Source organism: Hymenobacter psoromatis (assembly GCA_001596155.1).
Classification (GTDB): domain Bacteria; phylum Bacteroidota; class Bacteroidia; order Cytophagales; family Hymenobacteraceae; genus Hymenobacter.
Map to the genome: position 1 here is coordinate 2,605,744 of CP014771.1, position 17,422 is coordinate 2,623,165.

A 17,422-nucleotide genomic window follows, 5' to 3' on the forward strand; every position below is an offset into this window, starting at 1 on the left:
GGGTAGGGAGCCGCCTGAGCGTGGCCCTGTTGGGCATTTGGTGATACCTTGCATCGGCAAAAAAACCCTGTCTTTTGCCGGTTCCCTACCCCTCTTATGCACATCTATTTTCCGGGCTTTCTAGTGGTGGCGCTCCTCGTTTCGGGGGCCGCTTCGGCCCAATCGCAGCCCGCCCTCACGGCTGCCGACTACGCGCGCGCCGAGCGCTTTATGGGTTACAATACCCAGGCCCTGATTGATGGCAGCGCCGGCCAGCCCCATTGGCTGGCCAACGACCGGCTGTGGTACCGAGTGCTGACGGCGCGGGGCAGCGAGTTTATCCTCGTGGACCCGGCCCGCAAAACCCGCACCGTGGCCTTCGACCATGCCAAGCTGGCGGCCGCGCTTTCCGCGGCCAGCGGCACCGCCTACGAGGCGGGCCGGCTGCCGTTTCGCGACCTCGATTTTTCGGATGATGAGAAGGGCTTTGCCTTCGCGGCCGGCGGCAAAAGCTGGAACTACGACATCGTGAGCGGCAAGGTGAGCCCCGGCGCCAAGCCGGCCGCTGCGCTCAGCGCCAATGCCGACAATGAAATCAACTCGCCCGATGGCCGGCTGGCGGCGTTCATAAAGGACGACAACCTGTGGGTGCGCGACACGAAAAGCGGTCAACTCACCCAGCTCACCACCGACGGGGCCAAGAACTACGGCTACGCCACCGACAACGCCGGCTGGACGCACAGCGACGCCCCCGTGCTGCGCTGGTCGCCCGACTCGCGCAAAATCGCCACCTTCCGGCAGGACCAGCGCCAAGTGAGCGATATGTACCTGGTGACCACCAACGTGGGCGCGCCCAAACTGAAAACCTGGAAATACCCGCTGCCCGGCGAAACCATCGCCACCATCGAGCGGGTAATTATCGACGTAAATCCGGCCAAAGTGGTGCGCCTGCAAGTGGCCCCCGACCCGCACCGCGGCACGCTCTCGGATGATATTTCGAGCAGCGGCACGTTTGACGACGTGGACTGGAGCGCCGACGGCAGCCAGCTGGCGTTCGTATCTACCTCGCACGACCACAAGCAGGAGCGGCTGCGCGTGGCTGACGCCGCTACCGGCGCCGTGCGCGAGGTGATGACCGAAACCGTGCCCACGCAGTACGAGTCGGGCCAGGGCGCCATCAATTGGCGCTATTTGCCCAAAACCAAGGAGGTCATCTGGTATTCGGAGCGCGATAACTGGGGCCATCTCTACCTCTACGACGCCACCACTGGCAAGGTCAAGCACCAGATTACCAAGGGCAACTGGGTGGTGACCAAGCTACTGCGCGTGGATGAGCAGAAGCGCCAGCTCTACTTCCTGGCCGATGGCCGCGAGCCGGCCAACCCCTACTTCACCCAGCTCTACCGCATCGGGCTCGATGGCAAGGGCCTGACCCTGCTCACGCCCGAAGCCGGCAACCACCAGGTGGCGCTATCGCCCTCGGGCCGCTACTTCGTGGACACCTACTCGCAGCCCGACAAGCCGGGCGCAACAGTGCTGCGCGCCGCCGATGGCAAGCTGCTGGCGACGCTGGAAAAGACCGATATTTCGCGCCTTACCGCCACCGGCTGGAAAGCTCCTACCCCTATCACGGTGAAAGGTGCCGATGGGCAGACTGATTTATATGGGCTACTATTCACGCCCACCACGCTGGAACCCGGCAAGAAGTACCCGATTATCAACTACATCTACCCCGGCCCGCAGGGCGGCGGCGTGGGCAGCTGGTCGTTTTCGGCGGCCCGCAGCGACCACCAGGCGCTGGCCGAGCTGGGCTTCGTGGTGGTGGTGATTGAAGGTAGCTGCAACCCGCTGCGCTCGAAAAGCTACCACGATGCCTGCTATGGTAATATGTATGAGAATACGCTCGCGGACCAGGTGGCCGGCATGAAGCAGCTGGCGCAACGCTACCCCTACATCGACCTGGCGCGGGCCGGTATCTGGGGGCACTCGGGCGGCGGCTACGCGGCGGCGGCGGCCATGTTCCGCTACCCCGATTTCTTCAAAGTAGGCATCTCGGAATCGGGTAACCACGAAAACCGCAACTACGAGGACGACTGGGCCGAGCGCTACCTCGGCCTGCTCAAAACCAACCCCGACGGCACCACCAACTACGATAATCAGGCCAACGCCACCTTCGCCAAAAACCTGAAAGGCAAGCTGCTGCTGGCCCACGGCCTCATGGACGACAACGTGCCGCCCGCCAATACGCTGCTCTTAGTGGAAGCCCTCACCCGCGCCAACAAGAGCTACGACCTGGTAGTGTTTCCGAACGCCCGGCACGGCTACGGGGCCTACTCGCCCTACATGACCCGCCGCCGCTGGGACTACTTCGTGCAGAACCTGGCCGGCGCTACCCCCCCGCCCAACTACGAGATGACGCCCCGGCCCGACCCGCGCAACGCGGCGCAGTAGCAGGGAGGTAGGGAACGCGAACAGGCACTGCAAATCCGGCTGCGGCCGCCTACCCCCCTCGTCAGCGGTGGATGTGGGCCGGCACGCGGTGGGGCTGAAGGCGGGGCCGGATGCAAGCGGTTGCGCCGCCACCTGGCAACCATTATGCCCAAAAGCTACTCTATCCGAGTGCCTTGGCCCCTCCTTTTTCTTATAGCTCTATGAAAACCTGCTGGCTGTTTGTGGCCTCTCTGCTCGTGCGCACTCAACTGGCCAGCTGGGTGCAGGCACTTACCCCGCCGCTCAACCTGAGCTTTGAGCAGGTGGACCAGCGCACGCACCTGCCCGCCGGGTGGTGGACCAGCCCAGGCGGCGGCAACCAGTTGGCTGCCAGCAACGGCTACCAGGTGGCCGCCGACTCGCTCACGCACCACGACGGCCGGCCGCTCGACCGGGCATCGCTCAAGCCAGTGGTGCAGTATAAAGCGGAGCAGGACACGGCTTTCCGGCGGCACTCGGGCATTGTGCTTGACCACCTGGCCGCGCAGCAGGTTGATAACCTGGCGGTGCTGGGCCGGGTGTGGGGCTTTGTGAAATACTACCACCCCGCCGTGGCCCGCGGCGACTATAACTGGGACGCCGAGCTGCTGCGCGTGCTGCCCCGCGTGCTCAGCAGCCCGACTGAAGAAGCCCGCAGCCAGGTGCTTAGCGCTTGGCTCACCAGCCTGGGGCCGGTGCCCGCCTGCCGCACCTGTCGTGAGCCCAAGCCTGAGAAAACGCGCCTGCAACCCGACCTAGCCTGGCTCACCGACGAAGCCCAGCTGGGCCCCGCCCTGCGCACACAGCTGGACTACCTGCGCCGCAACCGCAACCAGGGCCCGCACTACTACGTGAGCACTACGTCGGACGGCAACCCCATCTTTCAGCACGAAGAAGCCTACGCCGCCACCCCTACCCCCGATGCCGGCCTGCGCCTGCTGGCCCTGTACCGCTACTGGAACATGATTGCCTATTTCTTCCCCTATCGCTACGCCATCGGGGAGGATTGGCAGCGGGTGCTGCCCGAGTTTATTCCGCAGTTTGCCGCCGCCAGCACGCCCGAGCAGTACCGGCTGGCGGCGCTGGCCCTCATTGCCCGCGTGCACGACACCCACGCCACTATTTTCGACACCGACCCCATCCTGGCGGCCTACCGCGGCAAGTACTACGCCCCGGTGCAGGTGCGCTTCGTCGAGGACCAAGCCGTGGTAACTGCCTACTATAACGAGGCGCTGGGCGCGAAAACCACCCTGCAAAAAGGCGACGTGGTGACGCAGGTAGATGGCGTGAAAGTGAGCGACCTGGTGCAGGCCCGCCGGCCCTTGACCCCGGCCTCCAACGACCCCACCCAGCTGCGCAACATTGCCCAGGACCTGCTGCGCGGCCCCACCGAGCAGGTGGCGCTGGTGGTGCGCCGCGACGGGCGCGAATTTCCCGTTACCGTGGCCCGCTACCCCGGCAGCCAGCTAAACCTGGCCGTGGATGGCGGCACGCCCGACCCGCAGGCCCCCGCGTGGCACCTGCTCCCCGGCAACATTGGCTACCTGTCATTGGGCACCATCAAAAACAGCCAGCTGCCCGAGATTATGGCGGCGGCCCGGCAAACTAAGGGCTTGGTGATTGATATTCGCAACTACCCTTCTGATTTCGTGGTATTTTCGCTGGCAAAATACCTGTTGGCCCGGCCCACGCAGTTCGTGAAGTTCAGCGGGCCGCAGGTAACGTACCCTGGCGTATTCGTGTTCAGCCGACCGCTGACCCTACCCTCCGGCAAGGGGCCGGCCTACGCGGGTAAAATCGTGATTCTGGTGGATGAGCTGACGCAGAGCCAGGCCGAGTTCACCACGATGGCCCTGCGCACGGCACCGCGCGCCACGGTGCTGGGCAGCACCACGGCCGGGGCCGATGGCAACGTATCGGCCATCATCCTGCCCGGCAATATCAGCACCAGGATTAGCGGCCTCGGCGTGTATTATCCCGACGGCCGCGAGACCCAGCGCATCGGCATCGTGCCCGATGTGGAGGTGAAGCCCACCATCCAGGGCATCCGCGAGGGCCGCGACGAGCTGCTCGAAAAAGCCGTGCAGCTGATTGAGGCCAACTAGCGCCGGGGGGTAATCACTTTAACAGGAGCCCTTACCCCCAACACCTGCTGGTTATGTCTTACTATTTTAGGACTTACGCACCCGCCCGTTATTGGAGTTAAATTTCAGTCCGATGCTAACACAAGCTAAATACATTGATTTTTTATTAAATACGCCCAGAAATTATACTGGCACGCATTTAGCCGCGCATTTGCCAGGGGTGAGCCACGACCAGGTGTATCGTTTTCTGCGCGATAATACCGTTAGCTCCAAGCAGTTGCAGGATTTAGTAATGCCCTTGCTGGCGGACTCACCCGAAGCCTTTCTGCTGGTAGATGATAGTGTGCAGGATAAAAAATATAGCCGTTTTATTGAAGTCGCACAATGGCACTATTCGGGCAACACCCACGGCGTGGTCACGGGAATTGGCTTGGTCAACCTCGTGCATAGCAGTGAAGAAAGTGGTGATTTTTTGCCGCTTGACTTCCGGGTATATGCTCCCAGTCAGGACGGTTTGACGAAAAATGCCCATTTTCAGGCGCTGTTCGAGCAGGTCGTGCCGGCGGGTAAAATCCAGGTCCGCACCCTGCTCTTTGACAGGTGATAGGCCAGCAGCGAGAACCTAAAAGTGATTCAGCGAGCCGGGTGGACGTTGTTCACCACCTTGAAAATGCGCTTCAAGCATTTGGCAGCAATCGGTTAGTGAGCGTGAGCCAGGAAACGGGCTATCAGGCGCTGGATAGGTTGGAAGCGCCTGCCGAAGGCTGGAGCCGGGGCCTGGAAGTGCGGGTGCAACAGGTCCCAGTCGGGCTGAAACTCTTCAAGCTGGTTGCCACAGAGGGCAGCAGTGAAGGGGGGATTACCAATCACTTGGCAGCTCATCTGAACCGGGAAATGGTCATTGAAGCCGTGCAGGTACGCTGGCACTCAACTACCTCAACCTGATGATAGTGCGCGGGCACTACAACCCGCAGCTGGCCCTGCCGTACACGCCGGGGGCCGACGGTGCGGGCACAGTGCAGGCCGTGGGCGCGGGCGTGACCGACTGGCAGCCCGGCGACTGGGTGACCACCCACTTCATGCAAGACTGGCTGCAAGGCCTCCCCAAGCCCCACTCGGCCGATGCCAACCTGGGCGTGAAGCAGCCCGGCGTGCTGGCCGAGTACGTGGTGCTGCCCGCCGTCGGCGTGGTGCGCACCCCCGCCCATCTGAGCAGCGCCGAGGCCGCTACGCTGCCCATTGCCGGCCTCACCGCCTAGTCGGGGCTGATTGAGTACGGCCACCTGCGCGTGGGCCAGACGGTGCTCACGCAGGGCACCGGCGGGGTGTCCATCGCGGCGCTGCAAATCGCCAAGGCCGCCGGGGCGCGGGTCATCGCTACCACCGGCAGCGACGAGAAGGCGGGGCAGTTGCGGGCGCTGGGGGCCGACGAGGTGATTAACTACCGCACCACGCCCGACTGGCCCGCCCAGGCCAAAGCCCTCACCGGCGGCGAAGGCGTGGACCTGACCATCAACACCGTCGGCGGCGACTCCATCCAGCAGTCGCTGCAAGCCCTGCGCTTCGGGGGCCAGGTGGGCTTCGTGGGCGTGATGGGCGGCCTGGAAGCTAGCTTCAACGTGCCGCAGACCTTCGGGCAGTACGCCACGCTGAAGGGCTACTCGGTGGGCAGCCGGCAGATGTTCGAATACTACGTGCAGGCGCTGGAAATCAACGCCATCCACCCCGTCATCGACCGCACCTTTCCGCTGGCCGATACCCTGGCCGCCTTCCGCTACCTGGAAGGGGCGGCCCACATGGGCAAAATCGTCATCAGCCTGTAGGCTAATGGGCCGGGCGCGGCGGCCGGTAAGGGGCCGGCCCCGGCCGCTCGCCGCCGACCACTGGCCCACCGCCTGACCCCCTGGCTTGCTTTCCCATTAGGGGTTGCATTAGTAAGTGGACCAAGAATTACGCCAAGCAAACAAGCCGCTGAAATACAGCGGGTTTCGAGTTCATTTCCCGCTCACCAGCGCCCCTCTTCGTGACCAGCAATTCGTTGCCCCCGAGCTTGCCACTTGGTTTTGAAGGCTGGTTTCTGGCCTTTAACTGCTTAGCATAATTCTTGGTCCACTTACTAACGCAACCCTTAATTAAACGACTGCCGGAAGGCCAGCGGCGAGCGGTTGGTTTTGGCCTTGAACAAGCGGCTGAACGACTGCGGGTGCTCAAAGCCCAGCGCGTAAGCAATTTCACTCACCGACAAGTCGGTCGTGGCGAGTTGGGTCTTGGCTTTTTCCAGCACTTTCTCGTGGATGTGGTACTGGGTGCTGTGGCCGGTCAGCACCGTGAGTAAGCTGCTCAGGTACGTGGGCGAGACGTGCAGCTGGTCGGCCACGTACTGCACGGTCGGCAGCCCAGCTTGCGGCAAGGCCCCGCCGCGAAGGTAGTCGGTCAGCACGGTGTCCAGGCGTTGCAGCAGGGCGTGGTTCGCTATTTTCCGGGTCAGGAACTGCCGCTGATAAAACCGCTCCGAATAAGTAAGTAACACCTCCAGCTGAGCGATAATGACGTCCTGGCTGAACTTGTCCGGGTTGGCCAGGTATTCGTGCGCCATGTGCTGGATAATGGCCGTAATCGTGCCCTCTTCCCGCTCGGAAAGGTGCAGGGCTTCGTTTACCGAGTAGTTAAAGTATTCGTACTGTTTTATTTTCTTCGCCAGCGGCGTATTCCACAGAAAATCGGGGTGGACCACGACTACCCAGCCCGCGTGGCGGCGCCCTTGGTCCGCGTCAAACTCCACGCTAAAGACCTGGTTGGGAGCCACGAACGACAGCATGCCTTCGTCAAAATCATACGCCTGCTGGCCGTAGCGCATCTTGGCCCCGAAGTTCTTTTTCAGGGAAATGACGTAAAAATCGGTGACGAAGCTGACCGGCTCGTGGGCGGGCAGCGGCGCCAGGGTGGCCAGGTCGATGACGCTGAGCAACGGGTGCGCGGGCGCGGGCAGGTTGGCCCGCCGGCAGTACTCCGTGATGGTTTGGAAGCGGTACGGCGGCGGGGTGGCCATGAGCGGCGGCGGATTAGGACTGGTGATAGGCAGCGGCGAATTCTTGGGCAAAGTCGGCCATCTTGACCGTGCCCAGCACCGCGGGCCGGTGGCGGTAGTAATCAGCATCCACCAGGCCGCGGTGGATGCCGGCGTTCATTTCCACCAGGGCTTTGGCGGCCGGTTCGGGGACGTTGAATTGGGCCAGCCCGCTCAGCATCTCCTGGTCGGACACCAGCAGCCATTGCAGCTGCGGCTGGCCCACGGCCTCGCCCAGGATGCGGGCCACCTCGTGGCAGGTAAGTTCGTCGCTGGCCACGTAGCGCACGCGGCGGCCCGCGGCCGGCGTGGTGAGTTCTTCGGCCACGGCTGCCGCGATGTCGCGGGGCGACACCCAGACGGCTTGGTCCGCGCCGCCGTAATTACCGGCCATCACCCCCCGGCTTTTTATTGAGGCAAGGTGTTGGTACAGGTTGTTGTAAAAGCCCACGGGGCGCAGGTGGGTGAGGGCGATAGCGGCCGGTAACTCCCCGAAGATGGCTTCGGCCAAGTGATGAAACAGCAGCGCCCCGCTGCCGGCGGCCAAGTCGGCCCCGACGCTGCTCAGCTGCACGACGCGCGGCACGCCCGCCTGCCGGATGGCCCCCACGTAGTTCGTGGCGAGCTGCCGCGCCGCGGCCATAAAGTCGAGGGCCGGGTCGAAGAAGTTGAACGGGGGCAGCATACAATAGACTTGCTAACAACTGATTAGCAAGTTTTTACGTACATAACTAGACTTGCTAACAACTGATTAGCAAGTTTTTACGTACATAACTAATAAATTCTACTTACAACAAGCATTTTCTATGCCATCCAGCATTTATCACAACGCTATCAATGATAGGCAGTACAAAGCAGCAACTGGTCTTTCGCTAGTAGAGTTTTCGGCACTTTATGAGCATTTCGCTCCTTTATATATTCCCAAGGAACCCCCACGTTATGCCCGGCAGGTGCAACCTGTTTTAACGGACAAAAGAGAGGCACTTTTTTTTGTTTTGCACTATCATAAAGCGTATCCCACTCTTCAAAATATGGGCATGTATTTTGGTATTTCAGACGCAGCCGCCAGCATGTATCTGGAACTCCTTAAGCCTCACTTACAAGCGGCTTTACAACAGCAAAAAGTACAAAATACTTTTATGGAAAGGAATCAGGAGGCCGTTAATGAGCAATTTGCAGGCATAACTGACCTGGTGATTGATGTAACCGAAGTGTCAATCGAACGCGCTGTTAATCAGCAAGTTCAAAAAGAGCATTACAGTGGTAAAAAAAAATTCACACCCTAAAATGGCTAATTATTTGCACCCTTGATAAGCGAATTTTATTCATTAGCAAGGCCTACCCTGGGCATGTACATGATTTTACTATTTTTAAAGATATTTTTGGCGGAATTGATTTGAGTGCGTATCGGCTGCATGTCGATTCTGGCTTTACAGGCATAACAAAAGCAGTCAAATGCAAAGACGTTTGGATTCCGTATAAAGCGAGCAAATATCATCCCTTAACTAAGCTACAAAAAGCAATTAATTCGCTCTTTTCACAGGTAAGAATAGCTGTTGAAAATGCCATTGCTAAGGTGAAATCATTCTTTATATTACGCATCGAAAACCGAATGAGACAAAAGGCTAAGTTTACCGATGCCATACGAATTTGCACCGCATTAGCAAATTACAAAATGACAGGTTTATAAGTCAAGTAATTGATAATAAGTAGTTAGTAACTCTAATACACCGCGTCGGCCCCGGCAAACGTGGCAGCGAGAAACGGCGCGTCATGTAGCGAGCCAATGGCGGCGGTGGCACCCAGGGCCGCAATGGCGGGTTGGCGGTCGGGCTGGCAGCTGATGACGGTCACGGCGTGACCTTGGTGCACCAACTCGGTGGTCAGGGGCTGGCTGATGTTGCCAAGCGAACCGGTTACGATGATTTTCATAAGGCAAAGTTCAGACCAGCTACCACCGCTGCCGTAACCAACTCTCCGGTTGTTGTAGCCGAATTTATCGCATCAGCCGGCCGGCCGGCGTGTCGGTCCGGGTGGAAAGCACCCCAGCTGCTAGCCCAGCCGGAGCGCCTTTTTTACCGGTTTACGACGGTCGGCAAGGCGAAATGAACCCCGGTCAACTGCTCGGAGACAGTCCAGAGCCGCGTGGCGAGTTCTCCGTTCTGGGCGGTTTTGGAGCTTTTGATAAGCTCAGGAGCCCCGCGCATGTGGATAAAATCCTTCGGCCCGGCAAAGCTGTTGCCCGGAATGGCGGCGACGGCTGCGTAGAGCACCGGGAGCGCGCCCATTTCCGAACTCTGGGCCAGCAGGCGCACCATCAGGCGGGTGACGAACCCAGTTGCCTGGTCGTAAATGTTTGAGGCCACAAACCCGGGGTGCGCGGCCATCGCGAGGACGGGCGAGCCGGCGGCGCGGAGGCGGCGCTGGAGTTCGGCGGTGAACAGCAGGTTGGCTAACTTCGAGTTCGCATACGAGCGGGACTCATTATAAGGGGTCCGTTCCCAGTTGAGGTCGTCAAAGTTGAGGCGGGCCATGCGTTCGGCCTGGGAAGCCAGGGTCACCACCCGGCCAACGATAGAAGGCAGCAGCAGGTTGGTCAGGGCAAAGGGGCCGAGGTGGTTGGTACCGAATTGGAGTTCGAACCCGTCGGCCGTGCGGCGGAGGGCGGGGGCCGTGATGCCGGCGTTGTTGATGAGCAAGTCAATCGGGCCATCCCAGGCAGACGCGAAGGCGCGCACCGAATCCAGGCTGGCGAGGTCGAGTTCCCGCACCTCCGTCACGCCGGGAATGGTGGCCGCGGCCTGCGCGCCTTTGGCCGGGCTGCGGACGGCGAGCACCACGCGGGCCCCGTGCGCGGCCAGCGTTTTCGCCGTAGCGAGGCCGATGCCGCTGTTGGCCCCGGTTATGATGACGGTCTTGCCGGACATATCGGGCACGAACGCAGTGGGTGAAAGGGGCGTGGCTTCCATTGGATAAGTTGTTTTAATAACTGGTGGGCGAAAGGTTTCCGGCTTGGGGCCGGGGTGCGTAAGCCACGGGCGGGCCAGTGCCCCCGGCAGCCGGCGCAAGCGCAAGGCAACTTACTATTCCCCGCCCTACCCATGCCCTGCCGAACGTCCGGCTTACCGGATGACTTCTGTCAGGGGCCGGCTGCTGGGGCCGGGCGAACCGGTTACGCTGATTTTCATACCGCAAAGTTCCCCTGCATCAGCCCAGTCGCCGTAACCAAATCTCCGGTTGTTGTAACCGAATCTGGGTGATGTTAAACGAATAGGGCAAAACCTCCGAGTCGGAGGTTTTGCCCTATTAGGTCCCTCTCAGAAAACGGAAAATATAGCATGTCAAAGGAGTGAGTCGGGTAAATCGCCTTGGTTTGGCTACAAAAAACCGTGGTTAGGCTACAGGCCCCAAATGGCGGCCGGAGACCTTTGTGGGGTCACTAACTTACTACCATCATGACCCCTAAGCAGGAAACTTCCCGCGCTGGCGCTACGCCAACGTCAACGCCCGTCCCCACCGCTAGCCCAACGGCGCACCCCACGTCGGCCAGACCCGTCGCCCTAGTCACGGGGGCCAATCAAGGCATCGGCCTACAGATAGCCAAAGACCTCGTCACCCACGGCTTCACGGTGCTGGTCGGCTCGCGCAACCTCGAGCGCGGCCAGGCGGCCGCCCAGGAGATTGGGGCGGACGCTATCGCGCTCCAACTCGACGTGACGGACCGCGGGTCCATCGCCGCCGCCGCCGCCCGCATCCGCCGCGAGTTGGGCCGCCTCGACGTGCTGATTCAGAACGCGGCTATCTCCAATACGCGCAAGGGCCAGCTGTCCCTCCAGGAGTATGCGCAAATATCCCAGCCCAGCAATGCCTCCCTGGATGAGGTGCGGGCCGTGTGGGAAACTAACGTGTTCGGCGTGCTGGCCGTGTACCAGGCGCTGCTGCCCCTGCTGCGCGAGGCCCCGGCCGGCCGCATCGTCAACGTGTCGAGCGGCGCGGGCTCGCTGACCTGGATGGGGGACCCGGCTAACCCCTACCACAAGGCCTTCGGCCCCGTCTACCCAGCCTCCAAGACGGCGCTCAACGCCCTGACGGTGGCGATGGCCATCGAACTCGAATCGACCGGCATCAAGGTCAACGCCGTCTCTCCGGGCTTCACCAAGACGGCCCTCAACGGCTACGAGGGCACGGAAACGGTGGAGGAAGGAGCCCGTGAGGCCGTGCGCGTGGCCCTGCTCGGCCCGGACGGTCCGACCGGCACGTTTACGCACGCTACCCTCGGAACGCTCCCCTGGTAGCTGCTGCTCTTAAAAAAGCCTGGCAAACGGCGGAGCAATCATTCCCGCCCGGCGGCCTAAGCGCCGCTGGGGCCTAACGGGCGGGGATGATTGTTCCGCCGTTAGGCGTAAATTCAACCGACTGGCCGGTGGCTTTTGACGTACTGTTGCCTTTGGAATAATGAAAAAACAAGGAGAGGCCGTGCATAAATTTGAATCGCTATCCGAGTTACACCGGGCATTGGGCTTGCCGAAACCCCTGCACCCGCTCGTAAGCCTGGTGGACAACCGGGATAATAAACTGGTGCCCAACTAATTACCCAGCTCGTTTAGCCTGAATTTTTACAAGATTGCGTACAAGCCTAATTTAGAGGGAAGATTCAAGTACGGGCAACATTTTTATGACTTTGACGAAGGGGGCTTGTTTTTCATCGCTCCTAATCAAGTAAGCGGGGGCCACCCGACGAACGGGGACCATTCGGGCTACACGCTGCTCATTCACCCGGATTTCTTTTTGCCTTACTCCCTGGCCAAGCGCCTGGCGCACTACGGCTTCTTCTCTTACGCCGCCAACGAAGCCCTGCATCTATCGGAGCAGGAAAAAACGACCATCCTGGCCATTTTCAACCTCATGGGGGAAGAATTGAACAGCCGGATAGATGAGTTTAGTCAGGATGTCTTGATTTCCCAAATTGAGCTGCTGCTGAATTGCGCCAATCGCTTTTACAAGCGCCAATTTATTACCCGCAAAGCCGTGAGCCATGACTTGTTGCAGCAAGTGGAGGAGGTATTAGCGGCCTGCCTAACCAGCGAAAACCCCGTGCACCACGGGATACCGACCGTGCATTACCTGGCGAGCTGCGTCCATTTTTCGCCCAATTATTTAAGTGATATGCTGCGCGCGCTCACCGGGCAAAATGCGCAGCAATACATCCATCAGAAGCTCATCGAGAAGGCGAAGGAAAAATTAGCCACGACCCACTTGACCGTCAGCGAAGTGGCGTATGCGTTGGGCTTCGAACATCCCCAATCCTTCAGTAAATTATTCAAACTAAAAACAAACCTTTCGCCCTTGGCATTCAGACGCTCTTTTAATTAAGCCCGCCGTGGCCGGCATCCTGGGGCACTATGGAGGTACGCCAAGTGAGCGAGGTAGCAGGAAATGATTGACTTCCTTAACGTGCTATATCTTCCGTTTTCTGAGAGGACCCCCTATTCGTTTAACATCACTCTACCGTTGAGGTGCAGCCCAACGGCTTTCACCCTCTCCGTAATCCCTCCCAACCACCGGGGCCAAGAGCTTAGAGTAATTTTATCCCCCCGCCACTACGAAAAGGCCTAATAGGCATCGATTGGCAAGCGCTGACCCATGCCTGGTGGCAGTTGTTGCTGCACTTTCCGCTTCCCGATGCGGCTTACTATGGTCTGATGGGCCTGCTTTTTTTGTGGGTGCGCGAGCGCACGGGCTCATTATGGGCTGCCATAGCCTCGCACTGCCTAATGAATACTGTCCTCACCATTGGCCACGCGATAGGCTGATAGCCAAGCAAAAAAATCAGTCGCCCGGCACCTCGGCCCACAGCAGCAGCGCTTCGGAAAGCGGGCTCACGTCCAAGTCAATAAACCGCACGCCGTAGCGCAGCTCGTCTTTTTCCACGATTTCGCGGCTACCCAGCCTGATGACGCGGCGCAGGCGCTGGGCGTTGCGCCAGTCGCCCAGCGCCACGGCATCGGCGCAGGCAAAGGCCATGGCCGGAATGCCGTAGCCCAGGATGAGCGGCCCACTATCGACGTCGCCCGCGCTGGTGGCATAGCGGCTGGGCCACTTGCGGTAGAGGCGCAGCACGCCCAGGTTGGTGCTGCCGCTGGCCTGGTAGCGCTGGTACTGCTGCCGGGCAAACGCCGAATCGACCCCCGCCAGAAACCAGATGCTCCAGCCCAGCATGGAGCCGCGCGGGCCTTCGCTGGCCCTACCCCCCTCATCAACCCGCGAGGCCAGCAGGCCGGTTTCGGGCGCGAGCCAGTGGGCTTGCGCCCACGCTGCCCAGCGCCGGCCCGCCGCCGCGTAGGGGCTGCCCGTGAGGCGGCTGTGTAGCGCCAGCGAGGCCAGGGCCACGGTGTTGTCGGGCAGCCAGCGCAGGCCGGGGTAAGATTCCAGGTTGCCGGCCGGCTCGCGGCCGTAACGCCGGTAGAGCGCCGCCGATAGCGAGTCGTGCAGCGGGCCGTAGGGCGAGGCGGGCATCAGTTGCCGGTGGCAGCCCAGCATCAGGTTGAGGTGGCCCAGGTACAGCACCGAGGGGGGTAGGGAATCGAGACCCGCCGGCTGGCCCGACGGCGGCCAGCCGGCGGCGAAGGGCTGGCAGATGGGAGCCGCTAGCACTTGCCTGATAGCCAGCTCCGTATAGCGGGCAGCTTCGGGCCGCAGGCTGGAGTTTTGCCGCGCCAGGTTGGCCAGCGCATAGGTGGTGAACGCGAGGGTGAACAGGCCCCATTCCGGGTTTTGCTGCGTCAGCTCGCCCAGCGCCGTGCCCCGCCCGCCGCCCGCCCGAATAACGCGCTCCAGGTAGTTGAGCCGCAGGCGCACATTGGCCGGGGGCGGCGGGGCGTAGGTCGGCCAACTGAAGCTGAGCCAGACCAACGCCAGCAAAGCCAGGGGTAGGAGCCAGCGGGCAAGTCGTTTCACGAGAGAATTCATAGCAGCGCAATTCTAGGGGCAGCAGCTGTTCCTTACGTCGGGGCGGGGCGGCGGAATTTTGCTGAAAGTAATTCACTAGTAGCACATAGTCAGGCCCTGCTTTACGCGCTTACCTTCAGCCCTATGAAAACCGCTATCCTCCTGCGCACCGCTGCCGCCTGGCTGCTTACTTCAGCCGCCGCCGCCCAAACCCCTGCCGCGCCGGTCGGCCTTTGGCAGGGTAGCCTGAAAGCAGGGGCCGGCACCGAGCTGGCATTATTTTTTGACCTGAAAGGCCAGGCCCCTACCCTGACCGGCACGCTGAGTGCGCCCCAGCAAACCGCTAAGATATTGCCGCTGAGCAGCGTAGTGGTGCGCCACGACAGCCTGCTGCTGGGGACCGACGTGCTGCACGCCCGCTTCGCCGGTCAGTTTTCCGGCGACGGGCAGCAGATTACCGGCACCTGGTTTCAGAGCGGCAGGCAATTTCCACTGGTGCTGCGCCGCGGCACCGCCGCAGCCGAGGCGGCGGCTGTGCCCCGCCGCCCGCAGGAGCCGCACGCCCCCTACCCCTACCGCAGCCAGGAGCTGACTTTTCCGAACAAAACGGGCGGCTTCGACCTGGCCGGCACCCTCACGCTGCCCGCCGGCAAGGGGCCGTTTCCGGCCGTGGTGCTGGTGACGGGCTCGGGGCCGGAAGACCGCGACGAAACCTTGTTTGGGCACAAGCCCTTCCTGGTGCTGGCCGACTACCTCACGCGCCGGGGCTTCGCGGTGCTGCGCTACGACGACCGGGGCGTGGGCCAGTCGAAAGGCACGTACAAGGGCGCGACCACAACCGATTTCACCACCGACGCCCTGGCCGCGCTGGCTTACCTGCGCACCCGCCCCGACATCCGGCCCCGCCAAGTGGCGCTGATGGGCCACAGCGAGGGTGGCCTCATTGCCTGGGAGGCCGCGGCCCAGCCCGGCGGCCCCGACCTAGTGGTGTCGTTGGCTGGCCCCGGCGTGCCCGGCGATGCCATCCTGCTGCGCCAGCAGGCCGATATGGCCCGCGCCAGGGGGGCCGACTCGGCCAGCATCGGTACCAACTTCCGGCTGCACCGGGCGCTGTTTGCGGAGCTACGCAGCCAGCCGGCCTACCTGCCCGCCGACCAGCTCATCACCAAGCTTACCCCCAGCATAAAGCAGCAGCTGCCCGGCCTCAGCGCCGAGCAAACCCAGCAGCAGATAACCCAGGCCGCCCGCGTTTTCACTGACCCGTGGATGCGTTCCTTTTTGCGCACCGACCCCGCTACGTATCTGGTAAAGGTGAAATGCCCCGTGCTGGCCCTCAACGGGGCCAACGACCTGCAAGTGGCCGCCGACCAAAACTTGCCCGCCATCGCCCGCGGCCTGCGGGCGGCCCACAACCGCGACGTAACTACCCGCACCCTACCCCAGCTCAACCACCTCTTCCAGACTGACCCTACGGCCAAGAGTCAATATGCCAGTATTGAGGAGACGTTTGCGCCCAGCGCGCTGCAACTTATCTGCGACTGGCTGAGCTCCCATACCAAGTAGGGTGCGGGGCTTGCCCCGCCCGGCGCTGAACGAAATGGGATGAGGCTTACCCTACCCGTCGTTAGACGAAACAGATGCGAATCGTTCAACGACGGGCGGGGGCAAGCCCCGCACCCTACACCAGTTTTTTCTCCACCAGATACTCCGCAATCTGCACGGCATTCGTCGCCGCGCCTTTGCGCAGGTTATCGGCTACTATCCACATATTGAGGGTGTTGGGCTGCGTATCGTCGCGGCGTAGGCGGCCTACCAGCACGGCGTCGCGGCCGTGGCTATCCTTGGGCATGGGGTAGCGATTGTTCTGCACGTCGTCCACCAGCTCTACCCCTTCGGTGCGGCGCAGGATGTCGCGCACTTCTGCCAGGTCGAAGTCGTGGGCAAACTCCACGTTCACCGCCTCCGAGTGGCCGCCCAGCACGGGCACGCGCACGCAGGTGGCGGTGACGCGGATGCCGTCGTCGCCCATGATTTTCTTGGTCTCGTTCACCATTTTCAGCTCCTCCTTGGTGTAGCCGTCGGGCTGAAACACGTCGATGTGGGGCAGCACGTTCAGGTCGATGGCGTGGGGGTAGGCGGCGTTGGTCACGGGCTGGCCGGCGCGCTCCTGCAGGAGCTGGTCCACGGCTTTTTTGCCGGTGCCGGTCACGCTCTGGTAGGTGCTGATGACGAGGCGCTGGACTTGGTATTTTTTGTGTAAATCATTGAGCGCCACTACCAATTGAATGGTCGAGCAGTTGGGGTTGGCGATAATTTTATCGTCCTTGGTCAGCACGTTGGCGTTCACTTCGGGCACCACCAGCTTCTTGCCGGGGTCCATGCGCCAGGCCGAGGAATTGTCCACCACCGTGGTGCCGACTTCGGCAAACCGGGGCGCGAACTCCAGCGACACGCTGCCGCCGGCCGAAAAAATGGCAATGGCCGGGCGCGCCGCGATGGCGGCTTCCATGCTCACCACGGGGTAGTCTTTGCCCTGAAAATGAACCAGCTGGCCCACCGATTTGGCCGAGGCTACGGGCAGTAATTCGGTTACCGGAAACCGGCGCTCGGCTAGTACTTTCAGCATTTCGGTGCCCACCAGCCCGGTGGCACCCACAACGGCAATTTTCATGAGAGTAGGAGATTGCAGCGCAGCGATTCAGCAGCTACCGCGCGGGGCAAAGGTCGTTGGAATCCGGCTAATCCCCTAAACGGCCCGCGGCGGCGGTTGCGGCGGCCCGCGCAGCTGCCCGCGCTACCCCACTCCGGCCCCAGCCGGCGGCAACAGCGACGGCTGGGCCACCACCGCAACCAGGTGGGTAACCGAAATTAAACT

15 protein-coding genes and 1 pseudogene are annotated in these 17,422 nt (G+C 61.6%); 10 read left to right on the plus strand and 6 right to left on the minus strand.

The annotated features are described in order from the left end of the window. Nucleotides 1-96 precede the first annotated feature (96 nt). The 6 genes from A0257_11035 to A0257_11060 all read left to right on the plus strand — a co-directional run bounded on the left by A0257_11035 (nucleotide 97) and on the right by A0257_11060 (nucleotide 6,355). Nucleotides 97-2,430 (plus strand): peptidase S9, encoded by a 2,334-nt coding sequence (locus A0257_11035; GenBank protein AMR27578.1) that lies wholly within the window; start codon nucleotides 97-99, stop codon nucleotides 2,428-2,430. A gap of 200 nt (nucleotides 2,431-2,630) precedes the next feature. Then, nucleotides 2,631-4,553 (plus strand): hypothetical protein, encoded by a 1,923-nt coding sequence (locus tag A0257_11040; GenBank protein ID AMR27579.1) that lies wholly within the window; start codon nucleotides 2,631-2,633, stop codon nucleotides 4,551-4,553. Nucleotides 4,554-4,665: 112 nt separating this feature from the next. Further along, nucleotides 4,666-5,136, plus strand: coding sequence for a hypothetical protein (locus tag A0257_11045; protein ID AMR27580.1), 471 nt, complete (start codon nucleotides 4,666-4,668; stop codon nucleotides 5,134-5,136). Then, nucleotides 5,133-5,477 (plus strand): hypothetical protein, encoded by a 345-nt coding sequence (locus tag A0257_11050; protein ID AMR27581.1) that lies wholly within the window; start codon nucleotides 5,133-5,135, stop codon nucleotides 5,475-5,477. The genes A0257_11045 and A0257_11050 overlap by 4 nt, the downstream gene beginning before the upstream one ends. Next, entirely contained in the window at nucleotides 5,477-5,791 is a 315-nt protein-coding gene (locus A0257_11055) for a hypothetical protein (protein AMR27582.1), read from the plus strand. The genes A0257_11050 and A0257_11055 overlap by 1 nt, the downstream gene beginning before the upstream one ends. A 30-nt stretch (nucleotides 5,792-5,821) precedes the next feature. Continuing rightward, the gene (locus A0257_11060; GenBank protein ID AMR27583.1) at nucleotides 5,822-6,355 is read left to right on the plus strand and encodes a hypothetical protein; all 534 of its coding nucleotides are present in this window, start codon (nucleotides 5,822-5,824) and stop codon (nucleotides 6,353-6,355) included. 305 nt (nucleotides 6,356-6,660) lie between these two features. On the opposite strand, the gene A0257_11065 is transcribed toward A0257_11060, so the two are convergent. Both A0257_11065 and A0257_11070 read right to left on the minus strand, forming a co-directional pair. Then, a complete protein-coding gene (locus tag A0257_11065) occupies nucleotides 6,661-7,581 on the minus strand; it encodes an AraC family transcriptional regulator (GenBank protein AMR27584.1) in 921 nt (306 codons plus the stop codon). Between the two features lie 13 nt (nucleotides 7,582-7,594). Beyond that, nucleotides 7,595-8,284, minus strand: a complete 690-nt coding sequence (locus tag A0257_11070) for a hypothetical protein (protein ID AMR27585.1) — start codon at nucleotides 8,282-8,284, stop codon at nucleotides 7,595-7,597. Nucleotides 8,285-8,405: 121 nt separating this feature from the next. On the opposite strand from A0257_11070, the gene A0257_11075 reads away from it, so the two are divergent. Continuing rightward, nucleotides 8,406-8,885 (plus strand): hypothetical protein, encoded by a 480-nt coding sequence (locus A0257_11075; protein AMR27586.1) that lies wholly within the window; start codon nucleotides 8,406-8,408, stop codon nucleotides 8,883-8,885. Nucleotides 8,886-9,321: 436 nt separating this feature from the next. On the opposite strand, the gene A0257_11080 is transcribed toward A0257_11075, so the two are convergent. Both A0257_11080 and A0257_11085 read right to left on the minus strand, forming a co-directional pair. Next, nucleotides 9,322-9,531, minus strand: a complete 210-nt coding sequence (locus A0257_11080; GenBank protein ID AMR27587.1) for a hypothetical protein — start codon at nucleotides 9,529-9,531, stop codon at nucleotides 9,322-9,324. A gap of 143 nt (nucleotides 9,532-9,674) precedes the next feature. Further along, complete coding sequence (locus A0257_11085; protein AMR29724.1) at nucleotides 9,675-10,526, minus strand: short-chain dehydrogenase; 852 nt, start codon at nucleotides 10,524-10,526, stop codon at nucleotides 9,675-9,677. 657 nt (nucleotides 10,527-11,183) lie between these two features. Here A0257_11085 and A0257_11090 point away from each other — a divergent pair. Together A0257_11090 and A0257_11095 are read left to right on the plus strand one after the other, a co-directional pair. Then, nucleotides 11,184-11,894 carry a dehydrogenase gene (locus tag A0257_11090; protein ID AMR29725.1) on the plus strand — a complete coding sequence of 237 codons (711 nt, stop codon included), beginning with the start codon at nucleotides 11,184-11,186 and terminating at the stop codon, nucleotides 11,892-11,894. A 160-nt stretch (nucleotides 11,895-12,054) separates the two neighbouring features. Next, nucleotides 12,055-12,972, plus strand: a pseudogene (locus A0257_11095) (AraC family transcriptional regulator). 456 nt (nucleotides 12,973-13,428) lie between these two features. Here A0257_11095 and A0257_11100 read toward each other — a convergent pair. Then, nucleotides 13,429-14,520, minus strand: coding sequence for a hypothetical protein (locus A0257_11100; protein AMR27588.1), 1,092 nt, complete (start codon nucleotides 14,518-14,520; stop codon nucleotides 13,429-13,431). Nucleotides 14,521-14,691: 171 nt separating this feature from the next. On the opposite strand from A0257_11100, the gene A0257_11105 reads away from it, so the two are divergent. Then, nucleotides 14,692-16,110, plus strand: a complete 1,419-nt coding sequence (locus A0257_11105; protein AMR27589.1) for a hypothetical protein — start codon at nucleotides 14,692-14,694, stop codon at nucleotides 16,108-16,110. A gap of 115 nt (nucleotides 16,111-16,225) precedes the next feature. Here A0257_11105 and A0257_11110 read toward each other — a convergent pair whose 3' ends face one another. Continuing rightward, nucleotides 16,226-17,218: an aspartate-semialdehyde dehydrogenase gene (locus tag A0257_11110; GenBank protein AMR27590.1), complete on the minus strand. Its 993-nt coding sequence runs from the start codon at nucleotides 17,216-17,218 to the stop codon at nucleotides 16,226-16,228. Nucleotides 17,219-17,422: the final 204 nt, after the last annotated feature.